We start from the raw sequence: 24,584 nt of genomic DNA on the forward strand, positions 1-24,584 counted from the left end.
CGCTTTTTGTCAAAGAGGCGTACAACTATCCAGTCCAATCCCGGCTATTTTTCATATCATATTAAGGCTGGTAACCTAACGGAATTCAAGGAGGCATCATCATATGTCCGTGTTTCTTTTAACCGTCGATCACCATCTCGCTTACCACAGCGCCCACATACAAAGCTGCCATGTGACCCTTTTCAATCGTGAAAAGAGAGCCGTCGATGTGTTGCTGGAAATGGGAAATGACAGTGGCGTTTTCCGACGGCAGCTCCTTCGATTGAACCCTTCTCCCGAAGCTGGCTCCGTGCTAGAACTCAAGGATATGGAGACCGCCCAAAATCCTTTTTACCTGCGAGTGGTAACGAGTATTTACAATCCGGAAACGCTGTTTATCCTGGCTGAATTTTTGGAAAACGGGAACATTGTCGCTAAGCGTACAGCCAGTCATTTTACCGTGACACCCTAATGAACGGGCAGAGGAGGAAGAAGGTATGTTGAAATATTCAGTTCAAAACAAAGCTGAACCAGGCACATATGCACTGCCTTTTCAGGTCACCGAACAGGAGAGCGTGCTCTCTACATTAATCATTCCTGTAAGTAAATCTGGAGGACGTATTGTCATTGAAGTCTCTCTGGCATGGGAAAATCCGCTGCTCAACTGGGATATCGGGGAGTTGGACATTCGATTGCGTCGCAATGATGAGCGGGGACCTATGCTGGATTGGTTGCAAGATTCCTGTTATCAGGAGGGATTTGCCGAGTTAAGCTATGAGGAAACGGGAGAACAGGCAGAGCCTTATGTATACTGCTTGACCGTACAATCAGCTGACCGCCGTGCTGTTGTTACGGGGCCGCTCATAATTCGAGGCTCAGTTTATGAAGATTGACAAAAACCTGTTGGACAATGAACTGGAATAAACTAAAGGCAGGTGGGAGTTTTAAGCCCGACCTGCCTTTTTATAGGGTCTGTGCCTTCATGGTGCGGATTGTTTCAGACGTTCCAAAATGTCAGCGTCTGGCAGCTTATAATCTTCCGGCAACGAAGTATTAATTCGGTTCCATATTGCGTAATCGACCTTCAGATCCGGGTGCGACTGCTGGATTTCAAAAATACGGTTGTACAAGTCTCCAACGACAGGAAAAGTCATGCTCTGCCTCCTAACTGTTGAATCAACGTACTCAACGTACTTGATTCAGCGCTTGCCCATAAATATTCACGAGTCGCTCAATCATAACATCCAGAGACCAATGCGCGGTCCCCCATGCTTTGGCATGTTTCCCCATAGCTATTCGCACTTCATCCTGGGCCAGCAAATGCTGCAAATGAGCTGCCAGTGCCTCCACATCGCCAACCGGGGAGACCAGTCCGGTGTGTTCATGCTTCACCATTTCCGGCAGTCCGCCCGCATCCGATACCACTGCCGGAAGCCCCATAATCTGCGCCTCCATGACCGAAAACGGCTGATTATCCTGTATGCTCGGATGGACAAAAAGGTCCGCCAATTGTAAAAGAGCAGGTACATCTTCACGATGCCCCAAAAAAAACACGTCTTCCTCCAACCCTAGCTCCTTCGCCTGTGTTTGAAGCTCTTCCCTTTTATCTCCCTCCCCGACAATCCAGCAAACCCAATCCGTACGACTTGCTTTCAGCAGGCCAAGAGCGCTCATTAAATAATGCAGCCCTTTGATATAGACCAGCCGTGAAGGACAAATCATAACTTTTTTCCCCTCAGGTCGTACTATGTCCGTTCCCCGGGCATGGACTTCCCAGAAGTGCTCGGTATCCAATCCGTATTGGAAAGTAGCAATCTGCTGCTCAGGCACTTCGAACTCACGCACAAGCGTCTGTTTCATCCATTCTGTAGACGTAATGGTAATATCCGCGGATAGAGCGCCATAGTGCTCCAGCGCCCAATAATATTTCCACATCAACGTCTCACGGTAACCCTCCTCATGATCCCTCTCCAGAGCCATCATAACTTCACGAGCCAGCGAGCCATGAATATTCGCTACCAACGCACTGTCCTTACGTTTGACCCGACTTAGAGCACGCGTCGCAATGACATCTTGCGTGTGAATAACATCATACTGCTCAACCCCGAAATACGCCGCTGCCAGCTCCATACAGTATCGATCCTTTTCCACCGTCTGCACCCATGAATCCAAATGTAATACAGGGACAGCCGATTCATTCAGCTTCGTATGCAGCAGGGGCAGCAGTTGATCCTTCAGCAGCTCCCTATCTTCAAAAACAATATGGTATTTAGGTGTATCCGGTCCGTTCCCCATCAAGTCTACTGTGTGACCCAGTAGCTCCAGCCTCCGTTTAATTTGCAGCATAAAGGGCCATACGCCACCCAAATGAGGAATCGGCCAGTACGTAGCCAACAAAATTTTCAAAACAGCCTCACCTCCTCTGTCTCGTACGCTGAGCTACATTCCGTTGCTTCCGTAAATTTGCTGGAAACCCGATAACGCATCTGTCCAGACCGCAAAAAATCCATTATTCGGCACGATCGTTACATCAATAAAATTACCAATCGTAACGACTGGAACGGGACTAATCCCGTTAGGATTAAAGGAGCTGTCTGTTATTCTGAGGTTCGTAAATGTATTCCCTCCGTTCGTTGATTCGGCCACAAATACGTCTAATAAAGAGGTCGTTATTTGATTGGTATAATATACGATCTTAATCACACCGGTCACAGGTGAAACATCAATAGCCGGGAAAAAATGCTGTGCCCCTGCACTAGCCCCTGTCACAGATTGCGGCGCAGTCCAGCTTAATCCACCATCCACCGAACGGGCGAGCAGCACATCCGCATACCCTGCCCGATTATCCTGCCAGACCGCATAAAGTGTTCCCTGATTCGGGCTAGTAGAGCGATCCACCGCAATGTTGGCCATCGGCAGCACATTGAAGCCAAACCCGGGCACGGGCAACGGACTCGGAACCGGGACAACAGAAGATACAGGCAGCGAAGAACTGAATGCTGTCCCCCCATTGAAGGACACAATGACCTGATATTGGTTAACCGGATTAGTTACAATGTACCCGACATAAATCACCCCAGTAATGCTCACGGTGATTTCCCCCCGCGTGATCTGATTAGAGCCAGCGGTGAGCACCACGGGTGTATCCCACGTGATCCCTCCATCCTGCGAACGCTGGAAAAACATGACTGATCCGCCAAAAAAGTCAGGATTGTACTGATGCGTATAACATAAATAGATATTTCCGGTATAGGAGCTGACCTGAGAAGTATCAAATTTCACGCCGACCTCAACATTATTGACAAATGTCCCATACCCCCGCTGGGCAATCACGGGCGGATCAAATGTATTACCGTTGTCTCTGGATACATAGGTAGCGATGGTACCGCTCAAGCCGTCTGCGGTAAATACGTGACAGGCTATGACAAACAAGTTGGGAAAACCGTAGCTGACGCTATGGGATTCCGCCCCTACATAGCCGGCTGGCAGCGGTAAAATCTGCTGTGTGAAGGAGACACCGCCGTTACCTGAACGGTATACTGCTGTCAACGGCGGCCCAGTCGTAAAATCGATAGCCGCAGACACAATGGTACCGTCGAGCAGGTTGAAAGCTACACTCGGCTCCTGCGCCAGCCTTCCATTAGGCGTGAGCTGTACGTTCGGCATCAGGCTTCACCTCCCGGTACACCAGCAAAAATCGTCAGGCTGCCTGTACGCGTATCCGTCCAGACGGAAATGTAACTATTCGGCGGTACGATGGCGACATCAATATAGTCGCCGATCAGCTCTGATTCGCCTCCACCGACATTCGGATTAAAGGAGGTCGTTGTGAGACGACTGTTCGTAAAGGTGTTGCCTCCATCTGACGATTGGGCGGTGAACACATCCAGATTAAAGCCGTTCAGGCGATTGGTATAGTACACGACAACGACCAATCCCGTCTTAGGCGACACCGAAATCGCAGGAAAGAAATTTTGCGAGCCGGGCGGGCTGTCCGTCACGATGATCGGAGCACTCCAGGTACCGCCAAAATCGCTTGATTTGGACAATAAAATATTGCTGTATCCCTGACCAAAATCCTGCCAAACGGCATATAGCGTATTTGTTGTGGAAGGCACACCCGAGCAGTCCGCGGCCAAGCTAGGGAAATTCAATATCCGAAAGTCATAACCAGGAACGGGCAAAGGATTGGGCACCAGCGTTATATTGGACACAAGAATATCCCCGCTGAAAGTTGCCCCTCCATCAAAGGAGCGCCGGATAAAGAAAGCCGGTGTCTGCGGCCCTGTACGAATCCAACTGACATATACACTGCCATATTTGTCGACCGCAGGCTCAGGCCGCTCCGTGGAGGATTGGATATTGGAAAGCAATAACGGTCGATCCCAGGTCAATCCTCCATCCGTAGAACGCTGGTAAAAGGCCGCAGACCGGGCATTAAACTCTACGTTGTATTGGCGGTTATACGTAACGTAGACGTGCCCTAAATAGGGACTTGCTCCTGCATTATCCGTCGTAATATTGGTCCAGTCATTATTAATGTAATCTCCATAGCCCGGGTTAATGACCACTGGAGGATCAAAGGTGGCACCATCGTCCGTAGAGCGATAGATCACAACAGCCCCGTTCTCATTTCCTGGAAACACATGTGCGGATATGATGAAAATATTCGGGAACAGATAGGCTACCATTCCTGCCTCGGCTCCTGTATATCCCGGTGGAATTGGCAGTAAAGTATCAGTCCAGTTCGCCCCGGCGTCCAAGGAACGATACAGTCCAATCAGCGGAGGCCCGCTACTAAAGTCAACAGCGACAGCCACAACGATATTCGGATTCAACAAATTAACGGCGACACTGGGTTCAAATTTGGGTAAGCCGCTGGGTGTCACCTGAAAATTCAAAGGCATCGCAAGCATTCCCTTCATTATATAAATGAACATGCCTAAAGTATTTCTATTAAAATGTACTTTTTTCAGCACAGTCTACAGACAACCATACAAGCTTTCTTTTCAATAGATTCATAGTATAGAAGCATCCCTTCAGGGGTTTTCCAATATTCTATTTTTTGAGAGGATGATTCGATTGGCTTTTACAACCGGATATATGACCAACACTAGAGATTTCGGTACTGCCTGCTCCAATGTCGTTGTAAATTTGGTCAACGAGGATACAGTGAACGCGGCAACCGTGACCATCCAAATTTTTTTCTCGCTTGTACCGGATACCAAGATCCCCTTATACGTGACATCGGTTAACTTACCTGTAAACTCTGTTGCCCGACGTACCTTCTTTGTGCAAGGGGTACTTGCCTATGAGGTACAATACAACGTAGTCTCCGCTGCACCTGCCAATGTTGTGCTTTCCAACTTTGGACTGGATCAGTTTGGTAATGTTGTACAGGAGCATCGTGTTCTTCAGTCAGAACTGACCACAATCCCGGCGCTGTCTCCTGTTATTTAAAGTTGCCCTGCTCCAGTGCTTGATGCAATCTGTGGGTGTAATACACGTAATTCCATTCCGGCGGTACGGACTGAACCCCTCGGCCGCTACCGATGGTTGAGTGGTCATCTGTATAGTAGGAAAAGGCATGTGTATCCTGTAATGGGCGCAACAAATCCGTCAGATACAGCAAATCCGTCACGGCAATATATGGTTTGACACCGAAGCATACAACAAAGCGGGTCGTTGTTTCACCAATAGCCTGAACCAGTGCTTCCTGGACCGAATAATGCTGACGTGGCGTTACGATTAACCGAGGATCGAGCATCATCGACAGGAAAGCGGCGGCTCCCTGTTCTGGCGTTAAATCCAGCAACCGTACCACGCAATTGCTGTAGTGCTGCTCCAGCAGATTATCCAGCAATGGTTCAGCTTGAGCCATAGCCGTGACAGGCATTAAAATCGTCATTTCAAGTGGGATGCCCCGACGTGCTCTCGCCTCATGCTTGGCGATTTGGAATGCGTGCCGCCAGCGTCGGTGCTCCTTCTGGCTGTGCAGGCCGGCCGATACACTAAATGTGGAATTCACCCGGTAGTCCATCAGGATCTCCGGGATGAATTTCATGCTGCACGTCTCGGTCAGCCGCAGCCAGTAATCATAATCCTCAACTGGTTGCAGCCGATAGCCGCCAATCTGGCGGGCATATTTGCTTTTGTACATAAATGAAACCCCGACAATGCTGGCATTCAGCAATTCATGATGCGGCTGGCCTTGGTACCGGATCAAAGCTTGCTGATGCTGCTCGTCATACAACGGGTTCCCACATGCGTCAACCTGGCGAAAAGTAGAGAACACAAGGCCGAGTGAGTCCGGTCCCTGCTCCAGCTCCTGCCGCAATCGTTCAATAAAGGAAAAATTATAAACATTGTCGCTGGATACCCAGGTCACATACTTGATCGCAGGATCTTTAAACAACTCATCGAATCCTCGATTAAGGGCGTGGGATACTCCTTTGTTCTGAGGGAGTGTAACCAACTGAACGCGCGGGTCTCCCATTGCTGCGTGGAGCGCTGGCCCCACCATTTCCGGCGCTCCGTCAATAACAATGATGAAGCGAAATGCCCTGTAGCTCTGGGCTAGTACGGATGAGATCGCAGCTTGCAGATAGCCGATATCCTGTTTGTACAGTGGCATAACAATCCCCGTATCTACCATATCAATCCCCCCTGACAGACTTTCGGCTTCATGAGGATAAACCGCTCAATACCTGACTGAAGCGATCTCGATAACGCGCTTGGGTTATGTTGTACTCCCGCTCCACAGCGGGCCAATGTTTTTTGGTTCCCATTTCATCATGCCAGCGGTAGTTAACCAAGGACTCGTTCAGAAAAGGAAATGGATATCCCGCTATCATTACTCGGTACCACATATCCAGATCATGTGTGTACGGCAGCAGTTCATCAAACAAACCGATATGTGCAAACAGTTCCTTTTTAAACATAACCGTGCATCCATTAACCGGATTTCCTTGCTGAAAAAAACGGTAAAACTCCGTCATAGACGGAAACACGGCGGCTGCCTGATAACTTGTGACTTGGCTGTATTGATTGATGAAATTGAAATTGGTGTGGGAGATGTACGCACCGTTTTCCACCATAAAAGAAACCTGATTATTAATTTTGTCCCTATGATAGGTATCGTCGGAGCTGAGCCAGGCAATATATTCCCCGCTGGCATGTCGGATACCATGATTCAGGGCGCTGGCTGTTCCACCGTTGGATTTGCCTAAATAATGTATATACGGAAGATAGGCCTGAAGCATATCAACATGTTCCGTGGACCCGTCATCGACGACAATAATCTCGAGGGGCCCATAAGTTTGCTCTAGTGCACTTTGCAAAGCCTGATCCACATAGGCACAGTTATAAAAGGGAATGACGATTGTTACTTTTGGTCTCATATCGTTCCTTCCTTTCCAGCTCGGCGGTATTGAATCATATCCTCCAGAGATTGCCCCAGCTGTATGGTCGGCTTCCAGCCCATATCCTCCAGCTCTTTCGCACGATATGCCTCGGTGGATGCTGACTCTTCCACATCCCCCCATTGTATGGGGATAGATGTTTTGGCCAGCGCAACCATACGTTCCACGATATTGCCCAGTTCCACAATGCGGCCTGTGCAGACCGAGTAAACTTGGCCTGGCACCCCCTGTTCCAATAGCACACCGTATGCGCGAACGGCATCACGAACGTCGAGGAAATCACGTTGCGCATGTCGGGAAGATACCCGGAACGGGGCAGTATCAGTTACGGACTGCCCCTCCAGACGTTCCGTCTGAACGATATACCCCGCGAGTAATGCACAAAATCCGGTAGATGGACCCGGACCGATCAAGTTGCAAGGCTCTGCTAGCATGACGGATTGTTCGAACAGCGCGCCCCACGAGAGCGCGACTGCCTCTTGAAGGCTTTTGCTAAGGCTGTATGGATGAGTTGGATGATACGGAGCCTGCAAAGCCGTCTTTAGCCGAGAGCCCGCCACGACAATTCTGGCTTTGGGGAAAGGTCGCAGTACATCGAGCAGATACAGGGTGGACAGTACATTGGATTCCATGTATAGCAAGGGACTCTGCCAAGATTCAGGGACGGAATTTTTACCACCCAGGTGAAGCACATAATCCGGTGCAATCTGTCTAATGACTTCGCCCAGACGTTTCTTGTCGAGCAAGTCACACACATAAGGCGTAATACAGTTACGGGTCTCCGCCTCTGGACTGTTATTTTCATCATCGCGAGCCAATAAGATCAGTTCTGAGACTGAAGCGACAGTGCGAGTCAGCGCCGCTACCTCCCAGCCGAGCTTTGCAAAATGCCGGCAGGCATGCATCCCGGTATAGCCCGCCGCTCCGGTAATGACTATGACAGGCCGACGTTGTTCCGCTGTGCTTCCGTCCATTCCAGCAGCTCCTTCAGCATGATGCTGTAGTGAGGAACATCGTAGAGCAGATCGGCCCGGGTAGAACGAAGCGTCCGGTCCTGCACCGGCTCATCTTTCGGCACGATCCGAATATCCTCCCTATTCCAGATGTCTTTGAACAGCAGCAGCAAACCATGCTTGCTGATCGGTTCAGGGTGAACCAGATGAATGAGTCCGTCCAGCGGCTCATTCATCTGCACCTGTATCGCCTTCGCTAATTCCAGCGTCGTAACCCCGTTCCAAAAGACCCGGCGATACCCGTTAACGTCTCCGCTCTGCTGCAAGAACCAGTGCAGCAGACCAATGCCTCCCGGCCGAATTTCCGGCCCGATAATGGAGGTACGGATAGTCAAATGTCCTGCTGCCTTTACTTCTCCGAGTATTTTCGTCAAAGCATAGGCACTTGTCCCATCGGGTTGATCCGTCTCTTTATATAAACCTGGTACCCGATTTCCCTCGAATACGCAATCCGTGCTGATATGAATCAGTCGGGCACCGATACTGTCCGCTGTTCGCCGGAGAAGATGTGGCAGCAATCCATTGATTTGGTATGCTGCGATCTGATTCTCCCCGGCATGCTGATTCAGTACGCCTACCGCGTTAATAATAACGTCTGGCCGTACACTCCGTACCAGCTGCTCCACCATAAAGCTGTCCTTTACATCCAGCAGCAGACCGCCTTTATTTTCGGGATCACGGGTGGTGTAGAACACGTTATACCCGCTCTGGTTTTGGAAATACTTAACCAGAACATGGCCCGCCATGCCGTTACCACCCAAAATAAGCAGCTTCATTTGATGAACCCCCCGCTTTGGAGAATGCTGCGAATCTCCTCTTTGGACATCAAATTGAACTCCGAGCTAAAGCTGCTGAACGACACCGGAGGGCACTGAGTATAGCGGTCCTTTAATTGAGGAATATTCAGCGTTGGGAGAATAACCAAATATTGCTCGTCATAGACTACCGTCGTCAGGCTTTCAAAGTCACTCATCAGAATTTCATGAATTTTCTCGCCGGGACGCACACCTTTTTCTACAATTTCTACGTTTTCCACACCTGAATCCTCAATGAGCACCTCAGCCAAGTCCACAATACGGCAGGTTGGCATGGTCATAATAAAAATTTCCCCGCCGACACTTTCCACCGAGGCTTTGAACAGGAGACTGATCGCATCACGCAAGGTCAGGAAGAAGCGGGTCATGTTCATATCTGTGATCGAAACCTTACCCTTTTGGCGAATCTGGCTTTGGAACAGATGCACCACGCTTCCGTTTGTGCCCAAAACATTACCGCCGCGCACCGTCACGAAACGTGTATCGCTATTCAGCAGATTGGCGTAAACAATCAGTTTTTCTCCAATCGCCTTCGTCATGCCATAAAAATTAGACGGATTTGCGGCCTTGTCAGTCGATATATAAATGACTTTCTTTACCTGATTGGCAACAGCGGCCTCGATCACGTTTTGGGTGCCTACGACATTGGTTTTGAGTGCCTCATAGGGCTGATCCTCACAGACGGGAACGTGCTTGAGCGCTGCTAAATGAAATACATAGTCCACTCCTTGACAAGCGGTAGTCAGCGCATCCTTATCCCGAATATCTCCAATACAGAAGCTGAGTCGTTCATCCTCAAACTGCCTGTTCATGGCAACCTGACTGGATTCTCCACGTGAAAAGATAATGACCTCTTTGGGGTTACGCGGCAGTAACTGGGCAACCAGCTCATGCCCCCAGGAGCCGGTACCGCCGGTAACCAAGATACGTTGGTTTTCAAACATGCCGTTTCCCTCCAAGCAGAAATTTAACTACCTTATCCGACACATCTTCCGCCAGATAGCCCGCAGGACATTGCCACTTATGGGTCATCCCGGTCATTATGGCTACCGCGTTTGCTATAACCTCGCCATCAAGACCAGACACGATATTGCTGCCGCAATCTACCGTTTCCGGCCGTTCGGTCGTCCGGCGCATCGTAACCGTCGGTACCCCCATGACACAGCATTCTTCCTGTACGGTACCACTGTCCGTCAAAGCGCAGCGGGCATGCCGCTCCAGCAGAACGAAGTCAAAAAAACCGAACGGTTCGTGAAATTCCACTAGCGGGTCAAGCTGGATCGGCGGATGGCTTGCGATTCGGGCGGCAGTGCGGGGATGAATACTGCAAATGACCCGCTGCCCGAACTGCTGGGCTACCCGGTTAAGACCATCTAAAATAGCCAGCAAATGCGGTGGATGGTCGACATTTTCAGCTCTGTGGGCAGTGACCAGGAAATATTCTCCCGGCGACAGTCCCAACTTTTTCAAAATTCCACTGCCCGATACCTCTTTCTTATAGTGCTGCATCACTTCGTAGATCGGATTTCCAGTCAGTATAATTCGTTGACTTGGAAAGCCTTCGCGTAGTAGGTGCTGCTTGCTTTGCTCCGTATAAGGCATATTAATGCTGGATATTGCATCAATGACACGCCGATTCTTCTCCTCCGGCACATCCAGATCATAACAGCGGTTCCCCGCCTCCATATGCACGACCGGGTAACCCATACGTTCCGCAAGCAAGGCACATAAGGCGCTGTTCGTATCACCGAGCAATAACACATGATCAGGGCGTTCCTTGTTTAAAATATCCTCCATCTGCGAGTACATGACGGACAACTGTTTGCCCAGTGTCCCCGCTTTCTCCTGAAGTACATAATCCGGGGCACGCAGTCCCAGCTCGCGAAAGAACTGCCCGCTCAGGCTTTCGGTGTAATTTTGGCCCGTATGCACAAGCACATGTTCATCTGCATGGCGGTCCAGCTTCGGAATGATCAGGCTGAGCCGTATAATTTCCGGTCTTGTGCCGAGCACGGTCAATATTTTCATGGTTTTGGAACCCACCTTTGCTGTCGTTGTTTCATTGAATTGTGGCGTTCAATGAATGATAGCCATCCAGCAGACTGGCTGTGCTCCAGCTTAACGTTCATCTCAACGGTCCGGCGTAGATTCACCCGGACCGTTGTTTTGTATGCTGTCCAGCCTTGAGTGTGACTCGCTTCTGCTTGTGCGCGTTGTGCCGTCGTGACCGGTGCTTGAATTTCCGCTTGAGCTTCTGTCTGGACTTGGTTTTCGGATAAAGTCCCTTCGACAACGGGGACCCGTGAATTTTCTTGAGGCGACTCTTGCCGCCGCTTCTCTTATACCTGCGATTCCGCAATCTGGTACGCTTGCGGCCCTTTGGCCATCTCGCCCGAACACTACGCTTGCCGCGGAGCAATTCGGGCGGTGACTCAGGTAAAGGGGATGGTGGTTGTGGCAAGCCCTGAATGGCTGCATATTCGATTGGCGGCAGACCCAGCACAGGCAGTTGACACACCACCGATTCGGGAAATTCTCGAATCGTGCTGGTATATCCCTCCGGTATAGCAGTGACCTGACGCAGTCCTTCGCCTTCCCTCGTCCATACTGGTCCACCTGGCTGCTGAATCAACGGGAACCAATGCGGATGATGACATACCCATTGACTGACCATGAGGTGTAGACTGCTTCGGTAGGAATCAGGTCCGTATACACGTGTAGCCGCACTGTTGTTACGCACACCAATCCGTTCCACTTCCTCGGGATGATCGAGCAGATAGCTCACTTTTTGCGCCAGCATGTCGCTGTTGCCCGGCTCTACCAAAAAATCTGTATTTCCCGTCGCCTCCATCAATTCCACAAGTCCACCCTGCGCAAAGGCTACCACGGGCTTACCGTAAACTAGCCCTTCCAGGGCGGTCAGGCCAAAGCCTTCCTCCACCATACTTGGGATCACAACAATATCCATTGCGCTATAGGCCGTTGACACGGATTCCTCGAATGAATTGAACTGGAAGCGGCGGCTATAACGAGATTGGCGGATTAAAGAGACACATTTTACGTAATATTCCGAGTCCACCGAGCTGCCGATGATCCAGAAACGACACCGCGAATTGGTTTCGCACAGCTTTAGAGCCATTTGGACAAAAGGTAACAGCCCTTTGGCTTCGTAGATAAAGGAAGAAATATAACCAATGCAAATATGAAAATCCCGCAGCCCCAGTTTTTCACGTTTCCTTCTCCGTTCCAGCACATGCTCTTTGGGAGACGGCATATCCATATCCCGGCAGGGAGACAACACCGTATGCGGACGTGTCAGTCCCCCACCATGCAAAGGACGCATTACAGCTTGCGAAATGCCGATGACCCATTGGCTATAGCGCTCAATGATAGAAACAGAAACGGGCGTATGCGCATTCTGGTTAATGACCTCGGTTATTTTCCAGATCACTGGAATATTAAGCTCTTGGGCTGCCATTGCAGGCATGACGTTCACACAGGTATTGACCAGCACCACATCAGGTCGAGCATGCCGAAGCATCTGGAACAACGGTGCATACGCCACATGGGTCCGCAAATTCTCCGCATCCTGCGCCAATCCCTCATATGGGGTATACATGCCATGCAGCATGAACAGGTTCTGTGTCAGAACGGTGATTCCGCGCTTGCGGGCCATTGAGGTCAGCCGCCCTTCACCAGGCGTTACGAGAATACAATCGAAGTACGTACGCATGTCTAGACAAAATTGCAATAACAGTTTCTCTGCCCCCGTAATACTTCGGACGTTGCTAACATGGCTGAATAGCATCATTTTCGGCTTGATCGGAGTTCACCTCCTTTAAAATAGCAACCATCGGACGTGTGAATCACCTTATGGAAATATGACCGATAACAGTTGGTCAATCCGGTGACCATAGGTGTGCTCCCGCAGGGTTCGTTCCAGAGCACGCAGGGCAATCTCATGGCGCTCTTTTTCATGCGTTAAATAAAACTCAACCTTCTCCAGCAGTTCCTGCTGAGAGCTGTAGGTCTCTATCTCTTCCCCCGGCTTGTAAAAACGAGCCAGATCATCTCTTGTATCTGTCAGTTGCAACGTGCCACTGGCAGAAATTTCAAACGTGCGCGGGTTGGGCGAAGCCCCTGGAATTTTCAGTGAGTTGTTGTTCACCGAATCATCCTGATGGGAACGATGAAGATTAATTACGATTTTGCTGCCGTTATACGAATCATTGGTCTCGACCGGAGACATCCAGCGACCCAGCTCAATTTTGTCACCATACGACTGATAATCCGGGAGACGATCCCACCAGATTCCGTTGATTTTAATGTTACGGGCCATGAGCTGAGGCATAATCGGATTGAAGAAATAGATGCGGTTCCAGTAGGCTGAGCCTGTAAACCCAATCTCACGTCGTACCGAAGCGGGCGAGCTGAGTGGGAAATAGTGAGTCAGAAATGCCCCAAAGGGCAAATAGTGCACAGACGTGCAACCCAACTGACGGTACAGCTCCAGGCAGTTCATTTCTAACGTGAACACATAATCATAATTCGTAACGATTTTGGTCGTCGTGTCGGTGTAATACGGATCGTCCGTTAGCCAGATGGCGGTGGGGATGCCCAACTGGCGTACCGCAGTAACCTGCTCCAACGGAAGATCCATTCCATCCAGTGCCAGCATCAGATTCGGACGGAGCTGAGCGGCAATATCTCCTACCGGCTGACGTGGGTCTGTTACGGTAACCTGAGCCGTCATGCTTTGCAACGTGGTAATGACCGCCTCATCCAGCGGAGAATACGGAAGGCCTTTGCCGGAGACGACATACAGTACATGGATTTGTCGAAAAGGGAAAACTGCTTTCATCCGCCCAACAATTGCGTTAGCACGTCCGCGCAGATATCCTTCGTCGTATCCGTCATGCACTCCCGCAATTCTCCCCCTTTCCCAGGAGGCTGCCGCCGTCTGGTGAACAGCCGGGTCATACGGTCCTGTCGTAGATATCGTCATCACTTTCACTCCTCACTGTTTATGGTGTTTACTTTAGGCCATCGCCTTGTCCAGCAGTTCTTCCATACGATTGGAGTACATATGCTTTTGCATAGTCGTGTACAATGCGCGCCAGGCCATGCGTTCGCGTTCCCAGTCATGCTTGAGATAGTAGTCCAGCTTCACTTTCAGCTCCTCTGCTCCAGAGAAGGTTTCAATGTCATAGCCTGGTCGGTAATAACGGCTCAAATCCTTCCGAATATCCGTCATTTGAAGCGTGCCGCAAGCAGAAATTTCGTATGTCCGAGGATTGATGGACTCCGCTGAAAGCTGGTGTGTATTCCGATTATCCAGTCCGGGGTCTGTCGGGCGGTGCATATTGATGACAATTTTGGAGCCGTTATAATATTGAGCGGTCTCTTCCGGCTCCATAAAACCTGGACGGATAAAGCGTTCCAGCACATCCCGCCGGGTCAGCCGATCCCAGTGCCCACCTACGATCAGCACTCTTTTGTCCGCCAAGAAGGGAGCAAGGTAGTCGAACAGCTTCACACGGTTCCAGAAGGCATTTCCAATGAAGCAAATATCATGCTGATGTTCCCGCTCTACCCGCCGGGGATAAAAGATACGAGTTGACGCAGCCAGCGGCAAATAGTGAACCCTCGTTACTCCCTGATCGCGATAAAACGGCAGGCAAGAAATTTCGTGCGTAAATACGACATCGTAGGATTGACAGATCAACGCCGTATCCTCCGTAAAGTAAGGATCATCTACAAACCATATGGCCGTCCGAATGCCTAGGGCTCGTATTTGCTGTACCTGCTCCAGATGATCCGCCGGAAAAACATGCAGCCCGTTCATGACCAGCACGAGGTCTGGACGTTGAGCCTCGGCGTCAGCTAGCATCGTAGCAGGCGTACCGATGGCGCATGAGCTGCATATTTGGCCTAATGCCTCTTGCACACCTGTGTCTATAGCTGCGAAACCTTGCGGAATATATAACACTTTCAAATGACGAACAGCAGGCTGTATTGCCACGACCTGTGACAGAGCAGCCGTGCAACCGCCCATTCTGCGTCCTTCCCGATAGCCGCATCGGTACGCTTCGCGTTCATTTCCGCTTTGTTGATCGTTCACATCCTTCACCCTGTCCTGTTGTGGGATAAACTTCTGTCACTCCTAAACTATATGCGGAGGGGTCAAACGCATCATGGACGACTGCCACTGCCCGGACAAAATTGGCGTTTGCCCGTCCAACTGCCGAACCGCAAATAACCCCAAAGCTGTTAGCTTCGGGGGAGAACAGTAATAGATGATTTGCACAGTTTACTGAGCTTTGTAAGCGAGCTGGTGTCCATCTTCATAACCTTTGGCAAAGCCTGAATTGAAACCCTCGTTGTAAGCTGCATCATATCCCTGCTGAAATGCCTGCGGATCATGCTCCAATACAACAGTCCCGGGCTGTGGATTGTCCGCAGAAGGGGCTGCCGCCGGGTTAGCTTGAGGTTTTTTCCGCCGCCGCAAAAGAGGATGTCTTCTACGTGCAGAATGAAGTCCTCTTTTACGGCGTCTTAGAGCAAGGAGACGTCTTCTTCTCCGTTTTAATCTCCGCATGCTGGAACGCCGGGCATCTTTACGTCTTTTGCGGGCTTTGTCCCGAGTGGCGCGTTCCCACCTTGTACTCATTTTCATTCCTCCTTTGCTTTCTCGTGGTGGTTTCATTTTTCTGAACAGGCACATGGAGCCACGGCTTAGTCGGTTTCCCATATACCTGTCGTCTTAATGGAATACCCGCCAACATTTGCGTGATTTCTCCCTGGTAGTTGCTGAGTATACGAATGGTTTCTTCCAGACGGGTAGCCGACATATCCGCATGGGGCGTCAAGTCCGCAAGACTGGTCAGCATCCGAGCAACGGCGTGCTGGCTGGCAGCAATAGACTCCATCATATCCAGCTTGATCTCACGTTCACGCCTCATGCTCATTAGTTCATATCCCCCGAGCCCATTCCTCCCATCATCCCTTCCATGCCGCCACCCTGCTGCTCATCCTGATCCAGCAATGCTTTGAGATTGCTGCAAAGTCCAGTCTGAAGCCGCGTTAATCCCTCCAGCATTTCCACCATTTGCTCGTGAATCTCCAAAGGTCGTCCCAGCTGTTCTTCATCGGTTTCAAAGGCGTGGGGCGCCAGATGGTTCAGCGCCCAATTACGCACTTTTTCTGCTTCGACCGCCTTGGCCTCCAGAATCATAGACACATTCCGCTGCATTTTGGAGGCTGCGTCCAGCATGTGAATCATTGCTTTTTCCCTACTCATGTGTTCACTCCCTGCCCTCGGTTGTTACGTTACTCCTCTTCCGGGTATGCCGTTTCCTTCACGACACGAACGAGCATTTCAGCCATTGCTTCCTGAAGATCGGCAATACCGTTCAGATAGGCCACAATGCTTTTGTTTACTTGTCCCGAGCTGTCGAGAATGCCCGGAATTCCATCAAAACGCGGCTCCTCATCTGGCAGTTCATGTATGATCTGCGCCATGCGCACAACCACCTGACGTTCCGCATCCAACAACCTTGACATCTGCTGCTGCGAGTGCGAAATGTGGATCAGCAAATCATCTAACTCGTTATGCATAAGCCCCTCCTTTATGTGCTCCGCCGTGCGGAACGCACGAATTACCTACGGGCTTTCCGCTACTACAGCGTATGCCGCAGCGAGTAGTCGGTTCCGCCTAAAAGCGCCTATTCAGATCATTACAGATGCCCGTGCAGCACTGGTGGAGCAATAATAGGCTGCTTCTCCACCAAAGCCGACAAATCTCCGGGAGACAAAAACTGAATTCGGTAGTCCTCTGCCCGCCAGCTCATCGCAGCGTACAGGGTAAGGAACGGCCTTTTCCAGCCGTTACCGATTTGATACAGTTGCCCGCCCTCAGCATACAATACCTCGATCCATCGCTTGCGTTGAGCCGGTATATTCAGTGTGGGCAGCATGGACATGTTCTCCAGATCGGGAGCCGCCAGTAAAGGAATGGGTTCCTCTGGCGGCTCAGCTACAGGTGCATCAATGCTGCCGGAAACTGTGGCCTCCGGCTTCCCTACCAAGGGAAGCACCAACAAATCCAGCTGAGACACTCTAACAGGGCGCACATTTTCACCTCCCGCAGCACTGACTCCATGCAGATACCGCCTTCTTCCCGGCTCTAACCGAAATACTGCTCCAGACGGTCCCTGAACAACCGCTCCGATGGGATAAAAGCTTGCCGCTGATACGTGTGTTTCCTTACCTGTTGATATCTGGCCGTCCGTCTCCGCTGTACTGAATTTCAGGTTGTGGAACAGCTTATCCGCGTCCCCCCACTTTTGTACAAAAAAGGATCGGTTCCGGCTGCTTTCCTCCATTGAACCGCTTTTTTCGGTCGTTTGAGGAAAAGCATACACCGTATCCCGATCTCTTTCCTCATAATGGATAAAAGCATCTCCAGCAATTGCCATACGTATCCCCAACAAACGCACACGCAGTAGCCAATCTGCATGGGCTTCCTGAGTACTGTGGCAGCCTTCGTCCCAGTAGCCCGTTTTTTCCAGTGTCTCTCTGCGCAGCAATAAACAAAATCCGGCTAAGCTTTCGGTCTCTCGCCATGCATCCGGGTTAGGCATATTGTAGGTCATGGCAAATTGACGTGCTCCATTTTCGTTCATATAAGGAACCTCAATCTGCTGTTCTTTGAATGGACCATTCGTTACAGGCCCAACAACACCGATACGCGGATCGCTGTATAAACACGCTAACAACCGATCCAACCAGCCGGGGGTCACCATGGAGTTTTGATCCAGTACCACAATAGTTGTGCCTTTTGCCATCATCAGCCCCTGATTCAGGCTACCTATCATTTGAACATCCTTTTTTAACAGCGCATAACGCACAGCGATGCTTTTACGGAGCAAATAGGTGGATGTCCCGTCCGTCGAGCCGCAGTCCACCACAATAATTTCGTGAGGATGGCTCGTATTCTCCTCAATACGGTGAATGCATGCACGGAGCTGTTGAAGCTGATTGCAGGACGGAATGATAATACTGACGCCTTCAAAAACCTTGCCGAACGAAGCCTGGCCCAACCTGTTGCCTTGCTCCTGACCCCTTTTATATCCTGACCAATAGCCTTTCTTTCCGAGCCGCTTGCTGTGTTTCCTTTGCATATTCAGGCGTTTCATGCCGTTCACTCCTCCGGGTGGCATTATGCCTATACTATATGCCTGGCCCGGCCGGATGGTGTTTCATTGAAATTAGGGTAGAAGTCCTTTCATTTTCACTCCAGCTTCCTGAAGGGAATCGAAGGTTCCTGCGTCGCTCCAATAGCGCCGTAAAATATCATATTCCAGCCTGCCTTCAGCGGCATAACAGTTGTTAACATCCGTGATTTCAAGCTCACCCCGTGCCGAAGGTGTAATTTGCCGGATCTTATCGAACACGGCAGTATCGTACATATAGATACCCGTAACGCAATATTTGGATTGGGGATGCTGCGGCTTTTCTTCAATCCGCGTAATGCTCTCCGGGCGCTCAGGATCAAATACGGGTACCCCGTAACGACGAGCATCTGCCACCTTTTTCAACAACACTCTGGCGCTCCCCGGGGGCTGTTGCTTGAACCGTTCGATCACAGGTCCCAAGTCTTCCTTGAACAAATTATCACCTAACAAAACAGTGAATTTCTCTTCTGCCTGCATATAGCTTCTTGCCAGTTCGAGTGCTTCCGCAATGCCGCCCGCCTTTTCTTGAATCCGGTATGTCAGTTGGACACCATAATCGCTGCCACTGCCCAAAAAATCGGTATACAGTCCGGCCGATTGTTTACCAATAATAATAAGCATATCGGTGATCCCCGCCTGTCGCAGCCTCTCGATACCATATACGATCATGGGATACTTGCCGACCGGAAGCAGATGCTTGTTGAGTAATGTAGTCAACGGATGAAGGCGCGATCCGGTTCCTCCTGCGAGAATAACCCCTTTCATATCTTCCTTCCTCCTTCGACAGCATGTTCAGTGCATACAACCCCAGCGTTTCCAGTTTCGATGAACATTCTGGGATCTATACTCCATTTCTCTATAAACAAACGATAGTTCCGCTCGATCAGCTCTTCCATCCAGGAAGTTTCCGAGCGTGAGAAGCTCGCATTCCCCTCGTGATAGACAAAACAGTCGTTGCACATGAGCAGCTTGTAGCCATGCACGCGTGCGCGTAGACAATAATCGTCATCCTCATAATGTCCGGGGCTGAACCGTTCATCCAGCAATCCGATCCGTTCCATCAGATCGCGCCGGAACAGCAAACAAAATCCGACCAACCGCTTGACCTCCTGCCATCTGGAGGGATTACTTGCATTATTCTGCTCCGCATATCTCAGACAACTGGCCAAATCTCCTTCTAATCCGTGTATCTGCTGAATACCGCTGACGTAATTCGTCACCGGTCCCACCAATCCCACTATGCTTTCGCTCTGCAATGCAGCCAACATATTCGATAGCCATCCCCGCGTAACCGTCACATCATTGTTTAAAATAACGAACTGGTCACCGGAAGCCAGCCGGAGCCCCGTATTACATGCTGCTGGAAAGCCTCTGTTTTCAGGAAGACGTATGCTGATCAGCCGCTCGGATGCGCAAAAATCATCCGTTCCGTCATTCGAAGCGTTGTCCACAACAATGATTTCATACGGTACATCTATCGTATGTGTCCGAATCGCCTCAATGCACGGCTTTAACAGATGCAGGCCGTTATAAGTCGGAATAATGATGCTCGTCAGACTCATTGTGCATTCCTCCCTTTGGCAACGTCTACCCGTGTTGGAACAGGCCCGAGCGGGGAATACCCGGCTACCTGAAACACCGCCGTCAGTGCCTCTGCATGATCACCGACGATCAACTGTTCCATAGCGTTCCCTTTGCCAACATTGAAGGTCCGCTTACGGTTTGTTTTAATGACATCGACAGCATGTACTGCCGACACGATCATGCCATGCAGAATTGCCATGGCGTGGGCTTTTGGCGGTACGGCAAGCACGGCTGAGCCAAGCTGATCCAGTAAACGCCGAGATAAGGCATGCGGTACGGCAGTCAATGAGCTTGCTCCCAGATCCGGCCTGCGTAGTACGCGATTCAGGAATGCTTTGCACCGTGTCACGCTGTCCTGCTGGGCATAGGGCGGCAAATGTCTGCCCAGATCATTAAGCGCAACATCCGTTCCCTGATCCACCGCGTGGAGAAAAGGTAACAAATCAGATGCTGGAATCGGCAAATCTCCGTCCACGAACAGCACAATATCAGCCTGCGTCATACGCGCGCCTACTGCACGGCCAACATCATGCCCCAGTCGATCCGGCACGTTGACGAGAGTCACACTGGGATGATGTTTGGCTACGGTGGAGCGCGTGCCGTCCGTGCAGCCGTTCAATACGACAATGATATCCGTAAACGGAAGTTTTTCCAGCTCGCCCAGTACCCGGTCAATCGTTGACTCTTCATTACAGGCGCTGACCACGGCCGCTGCCGTTCCCTGTAACACAATATCTCCCGGAACTTCGCGTTCCACAGGCGGAGTCACTTCGGTCATTCCTTTCGCCCGAGGTGTGGGCTTTCTCACCCTACGGCTATGCATTGAAGTCGTCGTTCCTCGTTTTCGCTGAACACGTCTGATCCCCCAGCTCGGTTCTTCACGCTTCCCTCTGCGATACTGTCTACTCACAGTTTCACCTCGTCTCTGATCCGTTTGCGCCCCAAATCCGTATATCCCGCACGCGTTCCTAGACGCGATGTAAGCCAGGCAATGGCATCCAGATGATCCTGAACAATTACATCTGCCAGCGGGTCCTTGCCGTTCTGTTTTTTACGTGTCGCATTTATTTTACCGACAGCTATTCCATATACAGTCACCACTCTTAACCCGGAGGCGATGGACATAGCTTGAAATAAAGGAGGTTTCTCCAAGGGCTTTAGACCTATTTCCTTTAGAGCCTTTTGACTTATGGCGTGTGGAATGCCAGTCATAGATGCTCCCCCTAAATCAGCACGATTCGACAAGATATTCAATACATGCTTTGCCTCCACTACAGGATGTATGGGCGTACGATTCACAGGTCCATGGTAATCATTCAGCACCACATCCGCCCCTGCACATATGGCGTGTATAAACGGCCGGAGTCTAACGCAGGGAATGACGATATCCCCATCCAGGAAAAGCAGGATCTGTCCGGATGCCGCCTCCGCTCCAATACGACGGCCAACATCATGTCCGAGCGGTTCCGGGAAAGAAAGTACACGAGCTCCCGCCGCTGCTGCCACCTTCGCCGTTCTATCGTGTGATCCGTTCTCAACGACGATAACCTCTGTATGTGGATGGACACGGCGCGCTTCGCGAATCACAGCTCCGATTTTTTTTTGCTCATTCATGGCCGGGATAATGACAGATACGAAAAACTTTCCCACTGATGACAGTTCAGATGGTCGCTCTTCTCCGCTCTGTGCCCCTCTCTCCGTGTCGAGTACCTCCCTCATGGCAGGGGCTACCGGATTCTTATGCATGTTCGGCATTCGTAACGGCAGCCACATCTTGGAATGATAGTAAGCGCCGGAATGCCGCCTCCGTTTGATCTTGTATCCAGCTCTTCCCTGCTTCTTCATGCTCCCGTCTCACCTCCCTTCCTGCTGTATAGATGGACAGCATGATTAGGACAGTTCAACATAACCTATGCGGTCCAAAAGCCGTGTGTAACGGCAATCGTGGAGTCTTTTCGACACAGCAATTTTCGACTTTATTTTACAAATCTTATTAATCCTATTAAATAAATGAGTTATTAGGGTCTAAAGAATCATTTTGGATAAATTTGTGACATAGATCTTCTCGTCCGTCATTCTCTGTGCTAATATCAGAGCCAGATGATGGGAGTTCAAAAAATCAACATTTGTTTTTTTTGCATAAGGAAACTTTTTCCATTATCCACCATTATTCTATTTTCTTTATATACGACAGGAAAGGAGGAGTTTGTCACCTTTTTAGGCTACATGCTTCATATTGCAGTACCCTCTTTTCACGTACGCTTCATGAAAAACACTTCGGTATTTCTCTTCATGTTCCATTTTCTTCTATTCCAGACGACAACACGACCTACATAAATGGCGCAATGCCTTATTCAAGACAGGATGATTCATCCTGACATTAATCGAGGAGAGTGAATTTTTGATGAAAAAAGTATGGGTTTCGCTTCTTGGAGGAGCTATGTTATTAGGGTCTGTCGCGTCTGGTGCATCAGCGGAGAGTTCCGTTTCGGGGCCAACTCAGCTTACACCGACCTTTCACGCCGAGCAATGGAAAGCCCCTTCCTCGGTATCGGGGGACGACATTGTATGGAGCTATTTGAATCGGCAAAAGAAATCGTTACTGGGTGCGGACGACTCCAGTGTACGTGAACAATTCCGAATCGTTGATCGCACAAGCGACAAGTCCGGTGTGAGCCATTATCGGCTGAAACAGTATGTAAACGGGATTCCCGTATATGGAGCTGAACAGACTATTCATGTGGGCAAATCTGGTGAGGTCACCTCTTACTTAGGAGCGGTGGTTACTGAGGATCAGCAAGCTGAAGCTACGCAAGGTACAACTCCAAAAATCAGCGCTTCTGAAGCGGTCTACACTGCATATAAAGAAGCAGCTGCACGGATTGAAGCCCTCCCTACCTCCGACGATACGATTTCTAAAGATGTTGAGGAACAAAGCAGTGTAAGCAAAGACACTTACGCCGAAGCAGCTAACAACGAAAAAACGCTATCTACTGATAAGGACGAGCTGAGTCTTGATAAAGCATCTGCCCTGAAAGATAGCAAAATTGAAGCGGTGGAAGCAGAAAAAAGTTCCATTGCCAAAATCGCTAATCTGCAGCCAGAAGTAGATCCTAAAGCCGATCTGTACTTCTATCCTAAAGGGGATGACCTGCAGCTGGTTTATGTAACAGAAGTCAATGTTTTAGAACCTGCCCCACTGCGTACTCGCTACATTATTGATGCCAATGATGGCAGCATCGTATTCCAGTATGACATCATTAATGAAGCGACAGGCACAGGTAAAGGTGTGCTTGGTGATACCAAATCATTCACCACAACTGCTTCCGGCAGTAGCTACCAGTTAAAAGATACAACACGCGGTAACGGGGTTGTGACCTACACGGCCTCCAACCGTCAAAGCATCCCAGGTACCATTCTGACCGATGCCGATAATGTATGGAATGATCCAGCCGGCGTGGATGCCCATACGTATGCTGCCAAAACATATGATTACTATAAGGCCAAATTTGGACGCAACAGCATTGACGGACGCGGGCTGCAACTCCGTTCGACAGTCCATTACGGTAGCCGTTACAACAACGCCTTCTGGAATGGCTCCCAAATGACTTATGGAGACGGGGACGGTAGCACATTTATCGCATTCAGCGGGGACCCCGATGTGGTAGGTCATGAACTTACGCACGGTGTCACAGAGTATACTTCGAATTTGGAATATTACGGAGAGTCCGGTGCATTGAATGAGGCTTTCTCGGACGTCATCGGTAATGACATTCAGCGTAAAAATTGGCTTGTAGGCGATGATATTTATACGCCAAACATTGCAGGCGATGCTCTGCGCTCTATGTCCAATCCTACCCTGTACGATCAACCAGATCACTATTCCAACTTGTATACAGGCAGCTCCGATAACGGCGGCGTTCATACGAACAGCGGTATTATCAATAAAGCCTACTATCTGTTAGCACAAGGTGGTACTTTCCATGGCGTAACTGTAAATGGAATTGGCCGCGATGCAGCGGTTCAAATTTACTATAGTGCCTTTACGAACTACCTGACTTCTTCTTCCGACTTCTCCAACGCACGCGCTGCTGTGATCCAAGCAGCAAAAGATCAGTACGGTGCGAACTCAGCAGAAGCAACTGCAGCTGCCAAATCTTTTGACGCTGTAGGCGTAAACTAAATCATATACGCTATAATCCTCATATCCCGTCCATAGACCTTTGCCGTTGTGCAACTGTCACTTGGCCCTGACTCATACAATGGACGAAAAAATAGGGGTGCAGTGTACAAGTCTGCGCCCCTTCCCCCCTTATTTATGGCGTCCCCTCAAAGGGGCGCCCTTTTCTTGTTCATCGGGTCCCTTCGATCATTTTCGACTAAATAAGACAAATAAACAGTAAATCAGGGACTAAAGATTCATTTTGGGGTATTTTGTAAAATTAACCTTCTCGTTCGACAACCTCTGTGCTAATATCAGAGCCAAGACGATGAGATTGCAAAAAAATAAACCTTAATATTTTACATAAGGTAATT

General features: G+C 50.0%; 26 protein-coding genes. 4 read left to right on the forward strand and 22 right to left on the reverse strand.

Annotated elements, in window-relative coordinates; genetic code table 11:
- The first annotated feature begins 103 nt into the window (after positions 1–103).
- Positions 104–451, forward strand: a complete 348-nt coding sequence (locus tag MKY24_RS21225) for a hypothetical protein (RefSeq protein WP_023990095.1) — start codon at positions 104–106, stop codon at positions 449–451.
- A gap of 25 nt (positions 452–476) precedes the next feature.
- Positions 477–872 (forward strand): hypothetical protein, encoded by a 396-nt coding sequence (locus MKY24_RS21230; protein WP_339200814.1) that lies wholly within the window; start codon positions 477–479, stop codon positions 870–872.
- Between the two features lie 87 nt (positions 873–959).
- Here MKY24_RS21230 and MKY24_RS21235 read toward each other — a convergent pair whose 3' ends face one another.
- Genes MKY24_RS21235 through MKY24_RS21250 form a run of 4 tightly spaced genes read right to left on the reverse strand, consistent with a single transcriptional unit; the run spans position 960 to position 4,919 of the window.
- Positions 960–1,133: a hypothetical protein gene (locus MKY24_RS21235; protein ID WP_167348638.1), complete on the reverse strand. Its 174-nt coding sequence runs from the start codon at positions 1,131–1,133 to the stop codon at positions 960–962.
- A gap of 31 nt (positions 1,134–1,164) precedes the next feature.
- Entirely contained in the window at positions 1,165–2,385 is a 1,221-nt protein-coding gene (locus tag MKY24_RS21240; protein WP_053326023.1) for a glycosyltransferase family 4 protein, read from the reverse strand.
- Positions 2,386–2,418: 33 nt separating this feature from the next.
- Positions 2,419–3,645, reverse strand: a complete 1,227-nt coding sequence (locus MKY24_RS21245) for a sialidase family protein (RefSeq protein WP_258297125.1) — start codon at positions 3,643–3,645, stop codon at positions 2,419–2,421.
- Complete coding sequence (locus MKY24_RS21250) at positions 3,645–4,919, reverse strand: sialidase family protein (protein WP_339200815.1); 1,275 nt, start codon at positions 4,917–4,919, stop codon at positions 3,645–3,647. Before MKY24_RS21250 ends, MKY24_RS21245 begins: the two co-directional genes overlap by 1 nt.
- 163 nt (positions 4,920–5,082) lie before the next feature.
- Here MKY24_RS21250 and MKY24_RS21255 point away from each other — a divergent pair, with 163 nt between their 5' ends.
- Positions 5,083–5,439, forward strand: coding sequence for a hypothetical protein (locus tag MKY24_RS21255; protein ID WP_339200816.1), 357 nt, complete (start codon positions 5,083–5,085; stop codon positions 5,437–5,439).
- On the opposite strand, the gene MKY24_RS21260 is transcribed toward MKY24_RS21255, so the two are convergent.
- From MKY24_RS21260 to MKY24_RS21345, 18 genes are all read right to left on the reverse strand, one after another.
- The gene (locus tag MKY24_RS21260; RefSeq protein ID WP_053326025.1) at positions 5,432–6,634 is read right to left on the reverse strand and encodes a glycosyltransferase family A protein; all 1,203 of its coding nucleotides are present in this window, start codon (positions 6,632–6,634) and stop codon (positions 5,432–5,434) included. The two genes, MKY24_RS21255 and MKY24_RS21260, sit on opposite strands and share 8 nt — an antisense overlap.
- A 28-nt stretch (positions 6,635–6,662) precedes the next feature.
- Positions 6,663–7,379 (reverse strand): glycosyltransferase, encoded by a 717-nt coding sequence (locus MKY24_RS21265; RefSeq protein ID WP_028541477.1) that lies wholly within the window; start codon positions 7,377–7,379, stop codon positions 6,663–6,665.
- On the reverse strand, positions 7,376–8,374 hold the full coding sequence (locus MKY24_RS21270; RefSeq protein WP_339200818.1) for an NAD-dependent epimerase/dehydratase family protein: 999 nt from the start codon (positions 8,372–8,374) through the stop codon (positions 7,376–7,378). Before MKY24_RS21270 ends, MKY24_RS21265 begins: the two co-directional genes overlap by 4 nt.
- Positions 8,335–9,189, reverse strand: coding sequence for an SDR family oxidoreductase (locus MKY24_RS21275; RefSeq protein WP_076264912.1), 855 nt, complete (start codon positions 9,187–9,189; stop codon positions 8,335–8,337). Before MKY24_RS21275 ends, MKY24_RS21270 begins: the two co-directional genes overlap by 40 nt.
- Positions 9,186–10,172: a polysaccharide biosynthesis protein gene (locus MKY24_RS21280; protein ID WP_025722608.1), complete on the reverse strand. Its 987-nt coding sequence runs from the start codon at positions 10,170–10,172 to the stop codon at positions 9,186–9,188. The genes MKY24_RS21275 and MKY24_RS21280 overlap by 4 nt, the downstream gene beginning before the upstream one ends.
- Entirely contained in the window at positions 10,165–11,256 is a 1,092-nt protein-coding gene (wecB, locus tag MKY24_RS21285) for a UDP-N-acetylglucosamine 2-epimerase (non-hydrolyzing) (protein WP_023990106.1), read from the reverse strand. Before wecB ends, MKY24_RS21280 begins: the two co-directional genes overlap by 8 nt.
- Positions 11,257–11,377: 121 nt before the next feature.
- Complete coding sequence (locus tag MKY24_RS21290) at positions 11,378–13,039, reverse strand: glycosyltransferase (RefSeq protein ID WP_339200819.1); 1,662 nt, start codon at positions 13,037–13,039, stop codon at positions 11,378–11,380.
- 60 nt (positions 13,040–13,099) lie between these two features.
- Positions 13,100–14,233 carry a glycosyltransferase gene (locus MKY24_RS21295; protein ID WP_023990108.1) on the reverse strand — a complete coding sequence of 378 codons (1,134 nt, stop codon included), beginning with the start codon at positions 14,231–14,233 and terminating at the stop codon, positions 13,100–13,102.
- A gap of 33 nt (positions 14,234–14,266) precedes the next feature.
- A complete protein-coding gene (locus MKY24_RS21300; RefSeq protein ID WP_023990109.1) occupies positions 14,267–15,358 on the reverse strand; it encodes a DUF3880 domain-containing protein in 1,092 nt (363 codons plus the stop codon).
- 180 nt (positions 15,359–15,538) lie between these two features.
- On the reverse strand, positions 15,539–15,898 hold the full coding sequence (locus MKY24_RS21305; protein ID WP_028541471.1) for a hypothetical protein: 360 nt from the start codon (positions 15,896–15,898) through the stop codon (positions 15,539–15,541).
- Complete coding sequence (locus tag MKY24_RS21310) at positions 15,846–16,196, reverse strand: hypothetical protein (RefSeq protein WP_013311763.1); 351 nt, start codon at positions 16,194–16,196, stop codon at positions 15,846–15,848. The genes MKY24_RS21305 and MKY24_RS21310 overlap by 53 nt, the downstream gene beginning before the upstream one ends.
- Entirely contained in the window at positions 16,196–16,528 is a 333-nt protein-coding gene (locus tag MKY24_RS21315) for a restriction endonuclease subunit S (protein WP_069080653.1), read from the reverse strand. Before MKY24_RS21315 ends, MKY24_RS21310 begins: the two co-directional genes overlap by 1 nt.
- Before the next feature lie 29 nt (positions 16,529–16,557).
- Positions 16,558–16,845, reverse strand: a complete 288-nt coding sequence (locus MKY24_RS21320) for a hypothetical protein (RefSeq protein ID WP_013311765.1) — start codon at positions 16,843–16,845, stop codon at positions 16,558–16,560.
- Positions 16,846–16,964: 119 nt separating this feature from the next.
- Positions 16,965–18,425, reverse strand: coding sequence for a glycosyltransferase (locus tag MKY24_RS21325; protein WP_076295569.1), 1,461 nt, complete (start codon positions 18,423–18,425; stop codon positions 16,965–16,967).
- A gap of 72 nt (positions 18,426–18,497) precedes the next feature.
- On the reverse strand, positions 18,498–19,229 hold the full coding sequence (locus MKY24_RS21330; protein ID WP_023990113.1) for a sugar phosphate nucleotidyltransferase: 732 nt from the start codon (positions 19,227–19,229) through the stop codon (positions 18,498–18,500).
- The gene (locus MKY24_RS21335) at positions 19,226–20,026 is read right to left on the reverse strand and encodes a glycosyltransferase family 2 protein (protein WP_023990114.1); all 801 of its coding nucleotides are present in this window, start codon (positions 20,024–20,026) and stop codon (positions 19,226–19,228) included. The genes MKY24_RS21330 and MKY24_RS21335 overlap by 4 nt, the downstream gene beginning before the upstream one ends.
- Positions 20,023–20,958 carry a glycosyltransferase gene (locus MKY24_RS21340; RefSeq protein ID WP_076295568.1) on the reverse strand — a complete coding sequence of 312 codons (936 nt, stop codon included), beginning with the start codon at positions 20,956–20,958 and terminating at the stop codon, positions 20,023–20,025. The genes MKY24_RS21335 and MKY24_RS21340 overlap by 4 nt, the downstream gene beginning before the upstream one ends.
- Positions 20,955–21,893, reverse strand: coding sequence for a glycosyltransferase (locus tag MKY24_RS21345; protein ID WP_076295567.1), 939 nt, complete (start codon positions 21,891–21,893; stop codon positions 20,955–20,957). Before MKY24_RS21345 ends, MKY24_RS21340 begins: the two co-directional genes overlap by 4 nt.
- Before the next feature lie 559 nt (positions 21,894–22,452).
- Between MKY24_RS21345 and MKY24_RS21350 the strand changes: the two genes are divergently transcribed.
- A complete protein-coding gene (locus MKY24_RS21350; RefSeq protein WP_023990117.1) occupies positions 22,453–24,231 on the forward strand; it encodes a M4 family metallopeptidase in 1,779 nt (592 codons plus the stop codon).
- Positions 24,232–24,584 lie beyond the last annotated feature (353 nt).

It is taken from the genome of Paenibacillus sp. FSL P2-0322 (genome assembly GCF_037975315.1).
Taxonomy (GTDB): domain Bacteria; phylum Bacillota; class Bacilli; order Paenibacillales; family Paenibacillaceae; genus Paenibacillus; species Paenibacillus polymyxa_B.